Source organism: Paenibacillus sp. J31R34, assembly GCF_059383715.1.
The window spans coordinates 14,674-32,611 of the sequence record NZ_JBXENU010000019.1; the positions used below are offsets into that span (position 1 = coordinate 14,674).

Here is a 17,938-nt window from a genome sequence, read left to right on the forward strand (position 1 = left end):
CGTCCTTCTAGGACGTGCGAAGAGCTTTGTCGGAGAAATATAAGCCTATTTATAAGGGGAAATACTTATAAATTCTTATATTTCAAGTAAAAGCTGGGCAACCAGACAAGATAAGAAATTTGAGGTGAAGCGTACGCTATGATAGAACCAACGGTGAAACAGGACTTGCGAGAAATAGCGAAGCGGCTCCAAGATCTCAGGGGGTCTCTTTGACTTAGATCTTAAGAATGAGCTAATCGCAAATTACGAGGAAAAAATGACGGCGCCTGATTTTTGGGATGACAATGACAAGGCGCAAAACGTGATTTCCGAAATGAATGCGGTCAAATCGGTCGTCGATCAATATTTGCGCTTGAATGGCGAGATGGAAGATTTGCAAACGATGCTGGAGCTGGCAGAGGAGGAGCAGGACGTGACGCTTGAGCCTGAGCTGCTGGAAGGAACAGCCCAGCTGCTGCGCAAGCTGAATGACTTTGAGCTGACGCTGCTGCTCAACCAGCCGTATGATAAGCTCAACGCTATCGTTGAGCTGCATCCTGGCGCCGGCGGCACCGAGTCGCAGGACTGGGGCCAAATGCTGTACCGCATGTATACGCGCTGGGCGGAGAAAAGCGGCTTCAAGGTCGAGCTGCTTGATTATCTGCCAGGTGATGAGGCAGGCATCAAGAGCGTCACGATTTTGGTCAAAGGCTACAACGCCTACGGCTATCTTAAAGCGGAGAAGGGCGTACATCGCCTCGTTCGTATTTCACCATTTGATGCGTCAGGCCGTCGTCATACGTCCTTCGCATCTTGCGATGTAGTACCGGAAATCACCGATGACATCGATATCGAAATTCGCAGCGAGGATTTGAAGGTCGATACATACCGCGCAAGCGGGGCGGGCGGACAGCATGTCAACAAGACGGAATCGGCGATTCGTATTACGCATATCCCCTCGGGTATCGTCGTTGCCTGCCAGCAGGAGCGTTCGCAAATTCAGAACCGTGAGCGGGCTATGAATATGCTGCGTTCCAAGCTTTATGAGCGGAAAATCGAAGAGCAGCGTCAGCATCTCGCGGAAATTCGCGGCGAGCAATCGGAAATTGCCTGGGGCAGCCAAATTCGCTCCTATGTTTTTCATCCGTACAGCATGGTCAAGGATCATCGCACATCGGTGGAGACAGGCAATGTGGGAGCCGTTATGGATGGTGACCTGAACGCCTTCATCAACGGATATTTGCGCCATCAAATTCGCCACGACTAACAGCTGGCGATTGCAGCGTTCCTATAAGCTAACCCGAGTGCTGGGCATTTGCCGTAAATGGCTATAAGGATAAAGGATATGGATGAATACGCATGGATCAAGCCATATTGACGTAAGCTAAGAAGAGTTCCGACTCGAACAAGGGTGGAACTCTTCTTTTTTTATGAGCGTTTTACATAAGACTTTATGAATTTGGGTGGGATTTGATATGGTGAAAGAAATGAATGATAAAGGCAGCCGCAGGTCGTACACAGCTAAATCGACGGTAATAAATAAACGAATAAAGAAACCGCTCAGCCCCGGAAAACAGCTCTTTTGGAGCATGCTTCAGGTGCTGCTGGGCTCTTTTTTAATGGCGGCAAGCTTTAATTTATTTCTGGTGCCCAATGAGATTGCCTCAGGCGGCGTTTCCGGCATTTCGATTTTGGTCCAGCGTTTTGTTGACATTCCGCCAGCTTATACGCAGTGGGCTGTAAATATTCCCTTGTTTTTTGTAGGGCTGTGGCTGCTGGGCAAACGTTATGCGCTTAAAGTGGCGCTTGGCTCCGTTGTGCTGCCGTTATTCGTCTTGCTTACTTCCCATTGGGAAACACCAACACATAATCCTTTGCTTGCAGCTATTTATGGCGGGATCGGTGTGGGGCTCGGGCTTGGCATCGTCTTTCGCGGAGGCGGCTCAACGGGCGGGCTCGGCTTGGCTGCGCAAATTTTGCATCGGTACACGGGGTTATCGCTTGGGCTCGCCGTTGCTATTTTTGACGGGTGTGTCATCATCGCGGCTGGTCTGCTTATTTCGCCGGAAGTGGCGTTGTATGCTTTAGTCGGGCTGTTTGTAACGAGCAAAACGATTGATATTATTCAAAGCGGACTGCCGGTTTCAAAGGTCGCTTTTATTATTAGCAGCGAGCCGGAAAAATTGTCGGAGACGATCCTTTATGATCTCGACCGCGGTTTAACGAAGCTTGATGGGCATGGCGGCTACAGTGGGGAAGGCCGGACCGTACTGATGGTCGTTGTGGGGCAGATGGAAGTGGCAAAGCTTAAGCAGCTCGTTCGAACGGTGGACCCGTCTGCATTTGTCATCATTAGCAACACATCAGAGGTAGTAGGGGAAGGGTTTAAGCTGGAATAGAAATAGCAATATTGCTCCATAACAGCGGGTTGTTCGAGCATGCGAGGCACAAAAATACATCCATTCGCTCATTGTATTAATATGAAATGACATGTATAATAATACGGAAAAACAGTGTGTTTTAATCGACTGCCGAATCATGTACAATATACTTTTAGATAGTCTCATAGGGAGAGATGATGGATATGAGCGAAAAACTGAAAATAGCTATTATCGGTTCAACCGGCTACGGCGGCGTTGAGCTTATTCGATTGTTAGCCTCACATCCTCTTGCTGAGGTGACCTCGGTTATTTCATCATCCAGCGCGGGGACGCCGATAACGGAAGGATACCCGCACTTAATAAGCATTCGCGAAGAACTGCTAGATGATGTAGAGCCGCAGACGATTCGCAGCAAAGCGGATGTTGTGTTTTTGGCAACACCAGCGGCTGTCGCTTCCAAGCTGGCACCCGGTTTGCTGGCTGTAGGCCTTAAAGTGATTGATTTATCCGGCGATTATCGCCTGCAAGATAGAGAGTTATATGAAAAATGGTACAAAAAGCCGGCGGCGGACGAGGAGTTTTTGAAGCAAGCGGTGTACGGATTGGCTGAAGTTTATGGCGACCGTGTGCGGGGTGCGAATCTCATTTCCAACCCAGGCTGCTACGTTACGGCGGCGCTTCTTGGCCTAGTTCCGGCTGTGCAAGCTGGCTTTATCGATCCGGACAGCATCATTATTGATGCGAAATCCGGCGTTTCTGGAGCGGGCCGCGGCGCGAGTCTTGGCACGCACTATTCCGAGCTGAACGAGAGCTTGAAAGCGTACAAGCTGAATCAGCATCAGCATACTCCTGAAATCGAAATGGTGCTTTCCGATGTTGCGGGGCGCCCCGTTGTGACGACATTCTCGACGCATCTCGTGCCGATGACACGCGGCATTATGACGACGATGTATGCAACGGTGAAAGATGGCAGAAGCGCGGATGATTTTATGGACCTGTATCGCAGCTATTACGAGAACCGCCCGTTCGTGCGCATTCGTCCTGAAGGACAACTGCCTGCGACGAAGGAAGTGTGGGGCTCCAACTATTGCGATATCGGCTTTGCGTTCGATAGCCGTACAGGCAGAATAACGATTGTTTCGGTCATTGATAATTTGGTCAAAGGCGCAGCGGGACAAGCGATTCAGAACATGAACCTTATGATGGGCTGGGATGAGACGCTTGGTTTGCAGTTTGTTCCTGTTTATCCATAAGAACCAGCATAATCTAATTTAGCATGAAGCGAAGGAGAACGATGTAATTATGGGACAGGGACACACGGCACCCCTTTATACGGTTGTGGCGGAAGGCTCGATTACAACACCTAAGGGCTTTACGGCGGGCGGCATTCACTGCGGCCTCAAAAAAACTACGCGCAATGACCTTGGCGCGATTGTATGCGAGGTTCCAGCGGCAGCGGCGGGCGTGTACACGACAAATGTATTTCAGGCGGCACCGCTTAAGGTGACGCGCGAGAGCATTGGCGCGGATGGCCGCCTGCGTGCTGTGCTGGTCAATAGCGGCAATGCCAATGCTTGCACGGGCGAGCAGGGCGAAGCGGATGCTTATGAAATGCGCAATAAATTCGCTGAGCGTGTTGGCGTTGCAGCGGATGAAGTAGCGGTAGCTTCTACCGGCGTCATTGGCGAGCTGCTCAAGATGGATAAAGTACGCAGCGGCATCAGTGAGCTGCCAGCGAAGCTGGCTTCCGATAAGCAAGCGGCAGAAAGCTTCTGCCAAGCGATTTTGACGACCGATTTGGTGCAAAAAATGGTCTGCGTATCCGTAGAAATTGACGGACAGCTCATTCATATCGCTGGAGCGGCGAAAGGCTCCGGCATGATCCACCCAAACATGGCAACGATGCTCGGTTTCGTTACGACGGATGCGGCAATTGGCAGCGAAGCGCTGCAGCAAGTGCTGCGTGAAGCGACGAACCATACTTTTAATATGATTACGGTTGATGGGGATACAAGCACGAACGATATGCTCGTTGCGATGGCAAGCGGACTTGCCGGCAACAGCGAGCTTCATCCGCAGCATGAAGGCTGGGCAGCTTTCGGCGCGGCGCTTCGCCATGTGTGCGAGGTGCTTGCGAAAGCGATCGCGCGTGACGGCGAAGGCGCAACGAAGCTTGTCGAGGTTCAGGTGCGCGGTGCGGTTAGCGATGCATCGGCGCAGGCGATTGCAAAGACGGTCATTGGTTCTTCTCTTGTGAAATCAGCGGTATTTGGCGCTGATGCGAACTGGGGCCGGATTATTGCGGCAGTAGGCCGCGCTGGCGAGCCTGTCAACCCGGATACGGTCGATATTTCGCTGGGCAGCATTGTAACGCTGCAGCAGTCGAAGCCGGTCGCTTTTGACGAGGAGAAAGCTTTGGAATATTTGAAGGGCGATACGGTCGTCATTCATGTGGATCTGCATATGGAAGCGGGCGCGGCAACAGCTTGGGGCTGTGACCTGACTTATGACTACGTGCGAATTAATGCGGCTTACCGTACATAACGGTGCATAAGGCGGGCATTAAGCGATAAAGGAGCTCATAATAGCATGACGCAACGATTTGTAATGAAATGCGGCGGCAGTACACTGGCTGCGCTGCCTGAATCTTTTTTTGGCGAGCTGCGGGAGCTGCAGCAATCCGGCGTTAGCCCAGTTATTGTACATGGCGGCGGCCCGGCGATCTCGGAGACGCTGGCGAAGCTTGGCATTGAGACCGAGTTTGTCGGCGGCTTGCGCAAGACGAGCGAAGCGGTGCTGGATGTCGTCGAAATGGTTTTGTCTGGACGCATCAACAAGGAAATTGTTCGGAAAATGTCTTCCTGCGGCGCACAGGCGCTCGGCTTATCCGGTGTGGATGGCCAGCTGATTACAGCCCGTCCGGTCGCAAACGCTGATGAGATTGGCTTTGTAGGCGATGTGATGGACATTAATGCTGCTGTTATAGAAGGCGTGATGGCAATGGGTTATATTCCTGTTATCGCGCCTGTAGGCATTGACGCACAGGGGCAGCGCTATAACATTAACGCGGATACTGCGGCTGGAGCTGTAGCTTCCCATCTGGGCGTTCATCAAATGATCGTAGTAACCGATGTGCCGGGCATTATGCGTACGGTCGATGGCGTGAAGCAGGTGCTGCCTGTGGTCACTGTTGCTGATATTGACGAGATGATCGCAAGCGGAGAAATATATGGTGGAATGATTCCGAAGGTTCGCGCAGCTGTGCAATGTATTCAAGGACAGGTGCAGGAAGTGGTCATCGTCAGCGGCGAGGAGCCAGGCGTATTGACTAAGGCAGTGCGCGAGGGCGGAGTCGGTACGCGTATCGTCAAAGGGGTTTAAATCGCGAGAGCGGGAGGGAGGATATAAACGATGAGTGAGAAAACAAAAACTTCGGCAGCGGCAAATTCACTGCTTCCTACTTATGCGAGATACCCAATCGCGCTGGTGAAGGGCGAGGGAAGCTGGCTATGGGATGATCAGGGCAAGCGTTACCTTGATTTCATGAGCGGCATTGCCGTTACGAATTTGGGACATGCGCCTCGCAAAATTAAGGAAGCTTTAATTAAGCAGCTGGATGAGCTGTGGCATGTATCCAACCTGTTTCATATTCCGAATCAGGAGGAAGCTGCTAAGCTGCTTACGGACAACAGCAGCGGCGACGCTGTATTTTTCTGCAACTCGGGCGCAGAGGCGAATGAAGCGGCAATTAAGCTGGCGCGCAAATACCAGCAGAAGATTAAAGGCAATGGCCGTTATGAAATCATTACGTTCGAAAATTCTTTCCATGGACGGACGCTGGCAACCTTGACTGCGACGGGCCAAGAGAAGGTAAAGGAAGGTTTTGCTCCGTTGCCGGAGGGCTTCAGATACATTCCTTACAATGATATTGAAGCGCTGGAAGCGGCAATCAGCGATAAAACAGCGGCAGTTATGCTGGAGCTGGTTCAGGCAGAAGGCGGCATTTATCCGGCTGATCCGGCATTTGTGCATGCCCTGTGCAAGCTATGCCGCAAGCATGGCATTTTGCTTATCGTCGATGAAATTCAGACGGGCATGGGCCGTACAGGCAAGCTGTTCGCTTATGAGCATTACGGCATTGAACCGGATATTTTCACGCTGGCCAAAGGGCTTGGCAGCGGCTTCCCGGTAGGGGCAGCTGTGTGCAGGGAAGAGCTGCGTGAAGCGTTTGGTCCAGGAAGCCACGGTTCAACTTTTGGCGGAACACCTATTGCAACAGCTGTTGTGAAGGCGACGCTGGAGACCATTGTCGGCGACCGTTTGTCTGAGCGTGCGGAGGAGAAGGGCGACTACTTAACGTCGCAACTGAAAGCGAAGCTTGAGGGCAATTCATTCGTGAAGGACATTCGCGGCAAAGGGCTGCTTGTAGGTATTGAATGCGCGGAGCCAATCGCTGGATTGCTCACGGCGGCGCAGGATAAAGGGCTGCTCGTCATTTCGGCGGGGCCGAATGTCATCCGTCTGCTGCCAAATCTGCTCGTTACGAATGAGGAGATTGATCAAGCGGTGAGCATTTTGGCAGAGCTGCTGGCAGGCACAGGCGCTGGCGACAATAAATAACAGCTATCATAAATGAAACGCATAGATGGAAGTGGAGGAGATACGATTGCAAGAAGCAGTAAAAGAAGAAATGGCTGCGAGCCTGAAAGGCCGCGATTTTCTCATGCTGGTGGATTATGCGCCAGCGGAAATCCGTTACCTGATTGATCTCGCTATCGAGCTCAAGCAAAAGCTGAAAGCGGGCGAAACGCATCATTTGCTTAAAGGAAAAACACTCGGAATGATTTTTGAAAAATCGTCGACGCGTACGCGCGTATCGTTCGAGACGGGCATTTACCAGCTCGGCGGACACGGACTGTTCCTGAGCGGCAATGATTTGCAAATCGGACGGGGCGAGTCGATTTGGGACACGGCACAGACACTTTCGCGTTATTTGGACGGCATTATGATTCGTACGTTTGCTCATCGCAAAGTAGTGGAGCTGGCACGCGGTGCAACGATACCGGTTATTAACGGCTTGACAGACCTTTCCCATCCTTGTCAGGCGCTGGCTGACTACCAGACTATTCTGGAGCACAAAGGCAAGCTGGAAGGGCTGAAAGTGGCTTATATTGGTGATGGCAACAACATGGTTCACTCCCTGCTGATGGGAGCAGCTAAGCTGGGCATCCACATGTCGGTTGCGACTCCGGAAGGTTATGAGCCGGATGCAGATATCGTGCAGCAGACGAAGGATCATGCAGCTGAGACCGGCTCGCGCATTCATGTATGCCGCGATCCGAGAGAAGCCATTGAAGGCGCTGACGTTGTTTATACGGACGTATGGGCGAGCATGGGGCAAGAAGCGGAGCAGAAGGAACGCGAGAAAGCATTTGCCGCTTATCAAGTGAATGAAGCATTGACTGCACATGCGAAGAAAGACTATTTATTCATGCACTGCTTGCCTGCACATCGCGGCGAGGAAGTGAGTGAGGGCGTTATTGACGGCGACCACTCGATTATTTTTGACCAGGCGGAAAATCGTCTTCATGCTCAAAAGGCCATTATGGCCGCGATTATGTAACAGAGCTTAATTCGGCGTTATTCAGTTTGCCACCCGCATAGCTGAATATTCGCCGGGATTATTCATCATGATTTTAAGGAGTGCGACAATTACAATGGCTAAGGAAAAAATCGTATTGGCATATTCGGGCGGTTTGGACACGTCCGTCATTCTCAAATGGCTGAAAGAAACGTATGATGCGGAAATTATCGCGTTCACAGCTGACATCGGGCAAAAGGATGAGCTGGATGGACTGGAAGCAAAAGCGCTTGCGACAGGCGCTTCGAAAGTTTATATCGACGATCTGCGCGATGAGTTCGCGTCTGATTTTATTTTTCCGATGTTCCAAGCTGGCGCTTTCTATGAAGGTCAATACCTGCTTGGTACCTCGATTGCCCGCCCGCTGATCGCGAAGCGTATGGTTGATATTGCACGCGCTGAAGGTGCGACCATTATCGCTCATGGCGCGACTGGCAAAGGAAACGACCAAGTTCGTTTTGAGCTCGGCGTTGCCGCGCTTGCTCCTGATATTAAAGTGATCGCGCCTTGGCGTGAAGAGCAGTTCCGTGAAGAGTTCCCGGGACGCGCAGAAATGATCGCTTATGCCGAGAAGCACAACATTCCCGTTCAAGCTTCGGCTGCCAAGCCCTATTCTACTGACCGCAACCTGCTGCATATCAGCTTTGAGAGCGGCATGCTGGAAGATCCTTGGTTCGATCCAAGCTCCGATGAGAACAAAGATATGTTCGTGCTCAGCGTAGCGCCGGAAGATGCGCCGGACCAATCCGAATATGTGGAATTGTCCTTTGAAGCGGGCAACTGTACGGCCATTAATGGCGAGTCATTGACTCCGCTGCAAGTCATGGACAAGCTTAATGACTTGGGCGGCAAGCACGGTATTGGCCGCGTGGATATGGTCGAAAACCGTTTTGTCGGCATGAAGAGCCGTGGTGTCTATGAGACGCCGGGCGGCACAATCCTGTTCAGCGCACACCGCAAAATGGAGTCGCTCACGATGGACCGTGAAGTCATGAATCTGCGTGATTCCCTCATTGCAAAATACAGCCAGCTTGTATATAACGGCTTCTGGTTCGCACCTGAGCGTCTTGCGCTGCAAGCTCTCGTGCTGGAATCCCAGAAAAACGTGACGGGCACTGTACGCCTGAAGCTGTACAAAGGCAATATCATCGGCGCTGGCGTACAAAGCCCTGTGAGCTTGTACAACCCAGAGATCGCTACGATGGAAGCTGATCCGACACAAGCTTATGACCAAGGCGATGCTACAGGCTTTATCCGCCTGAACGCACTGCGTTTGAAGGTCGGAACGAAATACAGCGGTAAATAACAATAAAAGTACGTCATTTATTAATAGATGCCGGAAGCACAGGAGAGGCCGCTGCATGCAGCGGCCTGTGCCTTATCCGGGAGGGAGTGCGATAACGTGAGCAAGTTATGGGGCGGCAGATTTACGAAGAAGACCGATCAGTTGGTGGAGGAGTACACAGCATCCATCCTGTTCGACAAGGAACTGGCGGAAGAAGATATTCAAGGCAGCTTGGCTCATGTGACGATGCTGGGCAAGCAGGGCATTTTGCCAGATAAAGATGTGGAGACGATTCAGGACGGCCTGCACCGCGTCTTGCAGCGCATCAAGCGCAATGATCTGGAGTTCTCGGTGTCCGACGAGGATATTCATATGAATATCGAGAAAACGCTCATTGACGACATTGGCTCCGTAGGCGGTAAGCTGCACACTGGACGCAGCCGTAATGACCAGGTTTCGACCGATATGCATCTTTACTTGCGCAAGCGCGTTGTAGAATTTGTGGATTTGCTGCAAAAGCTGCAAGCGTCGCTCGTGGAGCAGGCGAAAGCGAATACGGCTACAATCGTACCGGGCTACACGCATTTGCAGCGCGCCCAGCCGATTTTGTTCGCCCATCATCTGATGGCTTACGTAGCGATGTTCGGACGCGACATCGAGCGTCTGCAAGACAGCTACAAACGCATTAATATGCTGCCGCTTGGCGCAGGCGCACTTGCGGGAACGACGTTCCCGATTGACCGTCATTTTGTAGCCAGCCAGCTGAAATTTGATCGTGTTTATGAAAATAGCTTGGATGCAGTCAGTGACCGCGACTTTATTTTGGAATTTCTCTCCCATGCTTCGATCATTATGATGCATCTGTCGCGTCTCAGCGAGGAGCTCATCCTGTGGTCCAGCACAGAGTTCAATTTCGTAGAGCTGGATGATGCCTTCTGCACAGGCAGCAGCATTATGCCGCAGAAGAAAAATCCGGATGTGCCTGAACTAGTGCGCGGCAAAACAGGCCGTGTCTATGGCAACCTTGTTGGCCTGCTTACGGTTTTAAAATCACTTCCGCTCGCGTACAACAAGGATATGCAGGAAGACAAGGAAGGCATGTTTGATACGGTTCGCACGTTGCAAGGCGCGCTGCAGTTGTTCGCGCCGATGATCGCGACGATGAAGGTCAACAAAGACCGGATGCGCCAAGCGGTTAATCAAGATTTCTCCAATGCGACCGATATTGCCGATTTCCTCGTGGGCAAAGGTCTGCCTTTCCGCCAAGCGCATGAAGTTATCGGTAAAACGGTGCTTTATTGCATCGAGCAGGGCAAATATTTGCTCGATTTGAAGCTGGAGGAATTCAAGCGATTTTCCGAGCTGTTTGATGATCGCATTTATGCGGTGCTCCAGCCGGAGCAGGTTGTCGATGCGCGAAACGTCTATGGCGGCACAGCGACTGTACAGGTTGAAGCAGCTATTGGCCGTGCCGATGAGGACCTGCTGAAGGTAGCCGCATGGGTAACGGAATACGCAGAGCGCAGCCGTTAAGCGCTGTTTGTGATATAAAATCAAAAATCTCCAAATCCACCTTTACAGTGGGTTTGGAGATTTTTTGCTTTCTCGCGTGAGCTTGTAATTAAAGTAATTGCTTGCGTATGCGTATGTGCTGCTTCCTTATGGGGCAAGTACAGGAGCGACGCGATGCTTCGTCCCTTGCTCGTAGGAGTAAGCCAGCTTGATCAGCGTTGGCTCGCTGTATTCGCGGCCCAGGAATTCAATGCTCGCCCCGAGTCCTTCAGCTGTGTAGCCGGCAGGCACTGTAATGGCTGGGAAGCCGGAGAACGGGCTGAGGCGATTATTGCCGCCTGCGCTTTGTGCTTCGCCAATCAATGCTGCTGTTTGCGTAGTGGAAGGATAGACGATCGCATCAAGCTTATGATCAGCCATCACTTTCAGCAGCGCATCTTTTGTCGTTTTGGTGCGGAACAGCACGATATCTTTGTAGTCCTCTGTATTCAGCGATTGTCTGGCATCACGTGTTTTGAGCGAAGCTTCCATCGACTTGTCGAATTGACCGGAAGCAATAATTTCAGTAAGCGAGTGGTAAGGGGCTCTGGAGCCCAGTTCAGCTAAATATTCATTCAGCTGGAATTTGAATTCGTAGCCGCTGAGGCTTGGATAAGCCATAATTTCCTTCAGGTTTGGAATGGTAATATCGACAGTTACCGCTCCTAGCTTAGCTAAATCCTTAACAGCCGCTTGTACCACCTCAGTGGTAGGCTGCTCTGCTTCCGCAGCTCCGAATAGCTCGGTCGCCACTCCAATGCGCGCGCCTTTCAAGCCTTTTGCATCCAGATAGCTCGTGTAGCTGCTCGGAATGTGGCTGATGCTTGCTGCCGTCGCGACATCGTCAGGGTCATAACCAACCGTTGCGTCCAATACGATGGCTGCATCCGTCACGGTCCGGGTCATAGGTCCGCCTACATCCTGCGACAGGGCAAGCGGGATGATGCCGTCGCGGCTGGAGAGGCCGATCGTTGGGCGAATGCCGACCAGACTGTTATAGGTCGAAGGGATGCGGATGGAGCCGCCTGTATCGGTGCCCATGCCAATAACGCCGAAGTTTGCCGCAATGGCAGCGCCTGTACCGCCGCTAGAGCCGCCGGGGTAGTGGTCCAGTGCATAAGGGTTCAAGGTTTGACCGCCCAGGGAGCTGCTAGTTGTAATGCCGAATGCAAACTCATGCAAATTGGCTTTGGCTAAAATAATGGCGCCTGCCGCCTTAAGCTTGGCAACCTGATCGGCATCCTCCGAAGGAATGGAATCCTTCAGGCAGAGGCAGCCTGCCGTCGTTGGCATGTCATTTGTGTCATAGTTGTCCTTCACAATAACGGGAATGCCATGCAGTGGGCCGCGAATGCCGGAGGAAGCACGTTCTTTATCCAGCTCCTCGGCGATTTCAAGCGCCCTTGGATTAATCGTCAAAATTGCGTTCAGCTTAATGCCTTGGTCATCGTATTTCTCGATGCGGTCCAAATATTGCTGAACCAGTTCTTTGTAAGTAAGCTTGCCTTGGCCGACAGCCTGCTGAATGCTGGCAATCGTCGCTTCTGGCAGCAGGAATGGCATGCTGTAATTATAAATGCGATAGGCAAGCGCATAGGCCCCCGCATAAGTTAGTGGTTGATTTGGCGCAAATTGGGTCTGGTTAACGCCAAGCATCAGCTTCGCTTCCATGACCGCTCCTACCGATGCAGCATAGGATGCTTTATCCGGCACGTCTTTGTATGGTTCGGTGGCTGGGGACAAATGCAGTCCTTCAGCGATCATAACCGCAGCATCCTTGCGAGTGACAGTCGCCCCTTTTGGTGTGGCTTTAAACATAGCGTCTCCGCCTGCGAGCTTGGCGCTTTGGTCAAACAGTTTTTTTAGCTCCGCCGAAGGAATAAGTTTATCAGGGGAAATGCTGGCATCCCCCAGCTTCAGCTCTATCGCTTTCGAAGATTCTCCTTGATAGACAGCTGCTGCCGCAGCAGTAGAGGCTGTTAAAGGCCCTGTGAGCAGCAATGCGCCGACAAGCAAAGCAGCACTGTGTTTTTTCCATGATGAAAGAAGATTTGGCATCTTTAAACTCCCTCTCTATTATGTAATGTAATCTGACATAATTAAAGAGTATAGTAGAGGGCATAAAGTACGCAAGGTTCATAAATCACCCAAGTAAGCGGTTGAATAACTGAATTACTAGATATATCAGCCATTTCATCCCGTTATCTCAATGTGTTAATAAAACTAACATCTATTATAATGCTGAATCTATTCATGTTATATTCATGTTATACAATTATCATATAATTACGATGTTGAATATCGAGATTTAGCTAATGCCATCCTCAAGAAGCGGTTCTGTCGGTGTACCCGATCCGTTGGGTGAGCTTGACGCGCTTGGAGCTGGAGCGGGTTGAGGGACGGGTAGCTGATCGGTGCCCCCTGCTTTCCCTGTGCCAATATGAATGACAGTAGGCTGAGCACGGTAAGTGTCGCGCGAAATGCGTTCCTTTAATGGCGGCTTGCCATTTTCCAGCGTCACTCTAAATGTGTCGACGACGTAGCCATTGCGCCCAGGAGCGATTACCTTGCGTGTGCCAGCTGGCAGTGCAGGGTCTTGAAGCTGCTGCACCTCTGGAGACAGCGTGCCGACAGTAACCGATTCAATGCGGTAGTGGACGTCCTCGGACCTATTTCCGAATAGCTTGACCGTCAGCTTGCGTCCCTCAGATGTAGCACGAATGACGATGTACTTGTCCGTTGAGTTGCGAAACCGAAAGTTAATGGCGCCGTCGGCATAGGTGGCGTCTTGTCCAACGGGCAAATAAGAAACGGGAAGCGAGTGGTTGCGTCTTTCGACAATTTCAAGTCCGGCGCGCAGTGCGGCATTGTAAAGCGTGCTGGACACTTGGCAGATGCCGCCGCCAATACCGGGAACAAGCTTGCCGTTCAAGATGACGGGCGCTTCCCGAAAGCCGTATTTTTCCTCGACCCTGCGAATGACTTTGCTGTAGTCAAAAACCTCGCCCGGAGCCAGCAGCCAGTTGTCGAGAGCAGCCGCCGTTGAGGCGACATTATAAGCGCGGCCTTCTGTGCTAGCAGCGAAGTCGGTCGTGAACGACATCAATTTGCGCTCGACCCCCTGCGCCTTGAGCTGCTCCAGCGTGACGGAGGGAGATAGGGTGAGGATAGGAAGCTCGGTGCGATACGCCGCCTGTTTCACAGGAGAACTAGTATCGGCGGCGAGCCAGAGCCAATTTTTCACTTCCGCAGCGAGGCGGCTCATTTCAATACGGTAGGCTTCTGCCTCCGGCTCATAAAAAATTTCGTCCTGATCCGTGATGGTTCGGGTGGCATCTTTGGGCTCATTTTGCTCTAGCCAGCCCCACTGCTGGCGAACAAGCTTTTCGAACAATGCTTGATCAAACGTCTGCGCAAGCTCAAAGGTTGGCGGAAAATGATAGCGATATTTTGCCGCTTCCCATAACGTTCCTTTGCCAAGCTGCTGCAAAGCCTCGCGCACTTCCGCAGTATTTGCTTGGTAGCCGAGCTCCTCCGCCCTCCATGTGCGCCTGTCCGAGCCAGCGTTGCCAGTAGCAACCGTCAGTTCGCGCGCTCCTAGAGCCTGCTCATAGTCGCTCAGCAGCTTTACCGCTTCTGTAATAGGCATTCCGCCAATATTAAGCCCGCCCGCTGTTACGCCTGTCGGCACGGTGCGCTGCTCGGCATAATAGGTGAGTCCACCCCAGCTGACGGACGCTGCAAGCAGCAGGGCAAATACAAAAATGCTGATGAGATGTAGTTTTTTCAATGGGACAATCCCCCTTCCTTCGGGTCAAGCAAAAAACGACTTCGCCGTCCTTTGGCGGCGCAGCTCGTTTCACTCCGAGAAATATAAACCCATTTATAAGTACGTAACTTATAAATTCTTATATTTCAAAAGCGACTCTGTTATGTATATGCAAGCAGCTAGAATGAATATGAGAATTGTGAAAAATGAGGAAAGAAACCGTCGAAAAGAAAGGATTTGCCACGTCATTGTCGAATTACTAATGCTGACTAAAAACAGGATGTGATAACGTGATTGAAATGCAAGACATTTGGAAGACTTACGTCGACGGTACCCATGCACTGCGAGGAGTGTCCGTACGCATAGATCGTAATGAATTTGTGTATTTGGTAGGGCCTTCCGGGGCTGGGAAATCAACCTTCATGAAGCTGATCTATCGCGAGGAAGTGCCTACGAAAGGGCAGCTTTCCGTAAATGGTTTTAATATAGGCAAGCTCAAGCCACGCAAAATTCCATTTGTACGGCGCAACATAGGCGTTATTTTTCAAGATTTTAGATTGCTTCCGAAGCTGACGGTGTTTGAAAATGTCGCTTTTGCGATGGAGGTTATCGAAGCGCCCAAGCGGATTATTAAAAAACGGACGATGGAGGTTCTCGATCTCGTTGGTCTTAAGCATAAGCATGCCAGCCTGCCGGCCCAGCTTTCAGGGGGAGAACAGCAGCGTGTGTCGATTGCCCGGGCAATAGTGAATAACCCGTCGGTTATTGTAGCGGACGAGCCTACCGGCAACCTAGACCCTGAGACGTCCATGGAAATTATGGCTTTGCTGGAGGAAATCAACTTCCGCGGTTCAACCATCGTCATGGCGACGCATAACCGCGATATTGTAAACAGCTTGCGCAAGCGTGTCATCGCTATCGAGAATGGCTTGGTCGTTCGGGATGAGGCAAGAGGGGAGTACGGTTATGAAATTTAGAACCCTGCTCCGCCACCTTAGAGAAGGCTGTAAAAATATTATTCGCAACGGCTGGATGTCGTTTGCTTCCATTAGCTCGATTTTTATTTCGTTGTTTTTGCTCGGGGCTTTTATGCTGCTGGCGCTGAATGTAAACAATTTTGCCTCCTCGGTGGAGAGCAAGGTGGAAATTCGCGTATTTCTGCAGCTGGATATAGACAAGGCGAAGATGAAAGAGGTCGAGAATAAAATTCTCGCCCTTTCTGAAGTGAAGCAAGTTACGCTGGTTACGAAGGAAGAGGGACTTGAGGAGCTTCGCAAAAACTTGAGTGACGAAGGCTTGCTTGACGGCTATGATGATGCGAGCAATCCGCTGCCGGACTCTTTTACGGTAGAAGTATTTAAACCTCAGTCTGTCAGCATTGCAGCTGCGCAGATCGAGGCGCTCAACACAGGTGATGAATCGGTGCCTATTACGAGTGTGAAATATGGGGAAGGCAAAATTGAAACGCTGTTCAAAATTACGAATGCGGTGCGTACAATTGGCCTCGTGATCGTACTTGCGCTTACGGTTACGGCTATGTTCCTCATTTCTAACACGATTAAAGTGACGATTGTTGCCCGGCGCCGGGAAATCGGCATTATGAAATTGGTAGGCGCAACGAATGCGTTTATCCGCTGGCCATTTTTCATTGAAGGTGCGCTTATTGGCATGATTGCTTCGATATTGACGACGGCGGTACTGCTCGTCAGCTACGCGCAGTTTGTCAAATTGACGCAGGAGGGACTTGGGCTGATGATGCTTAGTCTCGTATCGGTTCAGCAGGTTGGACTTGAAATTAGCGGTGTATTAATTGGACTGGGCTCCTTGATCGGCATATGGGGAAGTACGATATCCATTCGAAAATATTTGAAAGTGTAGGTGGACGCGTCGGTGAAGAGAAGAAATCTAATCGTTCTTATGGTGATAATGACGGTATTGCTTGTTCAGCCACTGAGCAGCAGTGCCGCATCGCTGGACAGCATTAACAAGCAGCTTACAGATGCCAAGAAGGCCATTGACAAAGCGCAGAAGGAAGCTGACGCGACAGAGCAGCAAAAGACGGAAGTATCGACGCTCAAATCTGATGTACAAGCCTCAATTAAAGCCGTATTGGCACAGCTGGATGCGGTTGTAGTCAATATGAATAATACGCAAGCAAAGGTTGACCAAACGGAATCGGAGCTTCAGCAGGCTGGTGCAGAGCTGGTTGAGGCGGAAGGACGTGTTAAAACACGCGACATTCTGATCCAGCAGCGTCTGCGGCTTATGTATGAGAACGGCTCGGTGTCGTATCTTGACGTCTTGCTGAATGCGAGCAGCTTTTCCGATTTTATCGACCGGTTCGATTCGCTTCAGCTGATTTTAAGCCAGGATCGCAGCATTTTAGAGCAAAACAAAGTCGATCAGGCATTGGTAGAGGAGAAAAAAGCCGAGGTTGAGCACAAGCTTGAAGAAGTTAAAACGATGTATGCCAAGCTGCAAAATTACCAAAGCGATCTAGCGAAAAAAGAAGCCGAGAAAAACAAGCTGGTTGCCGAATATGATCATCAGCTTGAGGATCTCGAAGATATAAGCGCAGAGCAGGAAGCACTAATGATTGAATTCGCACAGAAGGTATCCGAGCTGGAAGCCGAGAAGGTAGCGAAGCTGGAAGCGGAAAGAATCGCGAGGGAAAAAGCTGCAGCGGCTGCGGCCGCTGCTGCGGGTAAAGGCAATGGCAGCAGCGGAGGCGGAAGCGGCGGTGCCGTCTATACGGGCGGAAAGCTGGGCATGCCTATTTTTGATTCGTATCGTGTCAGCTCGGGCTACGGCTACCGGATTCACCCGATAACGGGTTCTAGGAAGCTCCATACCGGCATCGACTTTGCAGCTCCGCAGGGAACGGCTATACATGCGGCAGAAAGCGGCGTTGTCCTTATGGCGCAGCGCTGGAGCGGTTATGGCAATGCCGTCATTATCGACCACGGAGGCGGCATGTGGACGCTGTATGGCCACATTCGCGAAGGCGGCATTAAAGTAAGCAAAGGCGACAGTGTTACAAAAGGCCAAAAAATTGCCGAGGTTGGCAGCACGGGCAATTCCACCGGACCGCATTTGCATTTTGAGGTGCGGATTAATGGTTCAACAACGGATCCAAGCAGCTATTTAAAATAGGACGATCAGTAACAAGCGGCAGCCTTCGGGCTGCCCTTGTTCGAAATTTAAGCAATGATACGAGTCTTCATAATAAATTAGCTTCTATTTCTGCTTCAGTGCGAAACGGGCGTTGCCATCCTTTGATGGCAACGCCGTTTACGCTTGAAAAATATGGAATAGGTGGGTCGCTGGGCAGA

Annotated in this window: 14 protein-coding genes; 12 read left to right on the top strand and 2 right to left on the bottom strand. The window is 51.1% G+C overall.

Translation table 11 applies throughout. The features are described from left to right. The first annotated feature begins 138 nt into the window (after window positions 1-138). The 9 genes from prfB (at window position 139) to argH (ending at window position 10,819) form a co-directional block, all read left to right on the top strand. A protein-coding gene (gene prfB / locus AC50YG_RS30580; RefSeq protein ID WP_473756453.1) for a peptide chain release factor 2 occupies window positions 139-1,246 on the top strand; the annotation gives its coding sequence in 2 pieces (ribosomal slippage) (window positions 139-210 and window positions 212-1,246; 1,107 coding nt in all). Window positions 1,247-1,454: 208 nt separating this feature from the next. Next, window positions 1,455-2,378 (top strand): YitT family protein, encoded by a 924-nt coding sequence (locus AC50YG_RS30585; RefSeq protein ID WP_494832484.1) that lies wholly within the window; start codon window positions 1,455-1,457, stop codon window positions 2,376-2,378. Window positions 2,379-2,563: 185 nt separating this feature from the next. Then, window positions 2,564-3,613: an N-acetyl-gamma-glutamyl-phosphate reductase gene (gene argC / locus AC50YG_RS30590; protein ID WP_494832486.1), complete on the top strand. Its 1,050-nt coding sequence runs from the start codon at window positions 2,564-2,566 to the stop codon at window positions 3,611-3,613. A gap of 49 nt (window positions 3,614-3,662) precedes the next feature. Further along, a complete protein-coding gene (argJ, locus tag AC50YG_RS30595; RefSeq protein ID WP_473756455.1) occupies window positions 3,663-4,904 on the top strand; it encodes a bifunctional glutamate N-acetyltransferase/amino-acid acetyltransferase ArgJ in 1,242 nt (413 codons plus the stop codon). A 45-nt stretch (window positions 4,905-4,949) separates the two neighbouring features. Beyond that, on the top strand, window positions 4,950-5,741 hold the full coding sequence (argB, locus tag AC50YG_RS30600) for an acetylglutamate kinase (protein WP_494832488.1): 792 nt from the start codon (window positions 4,950-4,952) through the stop codon (window positions 5,739-5,741). A gap of 30 nt (window positions 5,742-5,771) precedes the next feature. Then, window positions 5,772-6,980: an acetylornithine transaminase gene (gene argD, locus AC50YG_RS30605; protein WP_494832490.1), complete on the top strand. Its 1,209-nt coding sequence runs from the start codon at window positions 5,772-5,774 to the stop codon at window positions 6,978-6,980. A 25-nt stretch (window positions 6,981-7,005) separates the two neighbouring features. Beyond that, window positions 7,006-7,983, top strand: a complete 978-nt coding sequence (gene argF, locus AC50YG_RS30610) for an ornithine carbamoyltransferase (protein WP_473756458.1) — start codon at window positions 7,006-7,008, stop codon at window positions 7,981-7,983. A gap of 94 nt (window positions 7,984-8,077) precedes the next feature. Then, the gene (locus AC50YG_RS30615) at window positions 8,078-9,307 is read left to right on the top strand and encodes an argininosuccinate synthase (RefSeq protein WP_046229721.1); all 1,230 of its coding nucleotides are present in this window, start codon (window positions 8,078-8,080) and stop codon (window positions 9,305-9,307) included. Between the two features lie 96 nt (window positions 9,308-9,403). Next, window positions 9,404-10,819 carry an argininosuccinate lyase gene (gene argH, locus AC50YG_RS30620; protein WP_341279835.1) on the top strand — a complete coding sequence of 472 codons (1,416 nt, stop codon included), beginning with the start codon at window positions 9,404-9,406 and terminating at the stop codon, window positions 10,817-10,819. A 126-nt stretch (window positions 10,820-10,945) separates the two neighbouring features. Here argH and AC50YG_RS30625 read toward each other — a convergent pair whose 3' ends face one another. Then, entirely contained in the window at window positions 10,946-12,895 is a 1,950-nt protein-coding gene (locus tag AC50YG_RS30625; protein WP_494832493.1) for an amidase family protein, read from the bottom strand. Between the two features lie 250 nt (window positions 12,896-13,145). Continuing rightward, entirely contained in the window at window positions 13,146-14,627 is a 1,482-nt protein-coding gene (locus AC50YG_RS30630; protein WP_494832494.1) for a VanW family protein, read from the bottom strand. 269 nt (window positions 14,628-14,896) lie between these two features. Between AC50YG_RS30630 and ftsE the strand changes: the two genes are divergently transcribed. Genes ftsE through AC50YG_RS30645 form a run of 3 tightly spaced genes read left to right on the top strand, consistent with a single transcriptional unit; the run spans window position 14,897 to window position 17,759 of the window. Next, entirely contained in the window at window positions 14,897-15,583 is a 687-nt protein-coding gene (gene ftsE, locus AC50YG_RS30635; protein ID WP_046229739.1) for a cell division ATP-binding protein FtsE, read from the top strand. Further along, window positions 15,573-16,484: a permease-like cell division protein FtsX gene (ftsX, locus tag AC50YG_RS30640; RefSeq protein WP_494832496.1), complete on the top strand. Its 912-nt coding sequence runs from the start codon at window positions 15,573-15,575 to the stop codon at window positions 16,482-16,484. The genes ftsE and ftsX overlap by 11 nt, the downstream gene beginning before the upstream one ends. Window positions 16,485-16,496: 12 nt before the next feature. Beyond that, window positions 16,497-17,759 (top strand): murein hydrolase activator EnvC family protein, encoded by a 1,263-nt coding sequence (locus tag AC50YG_RS30645; protein ID WP_494832498.1) that lies wholly within the window; start codon window positions 16,497-16,499, stop codon window positions 17,757-17,759. Window positions 17,760-17,938 lie beyond the last annotated feature (179 nt).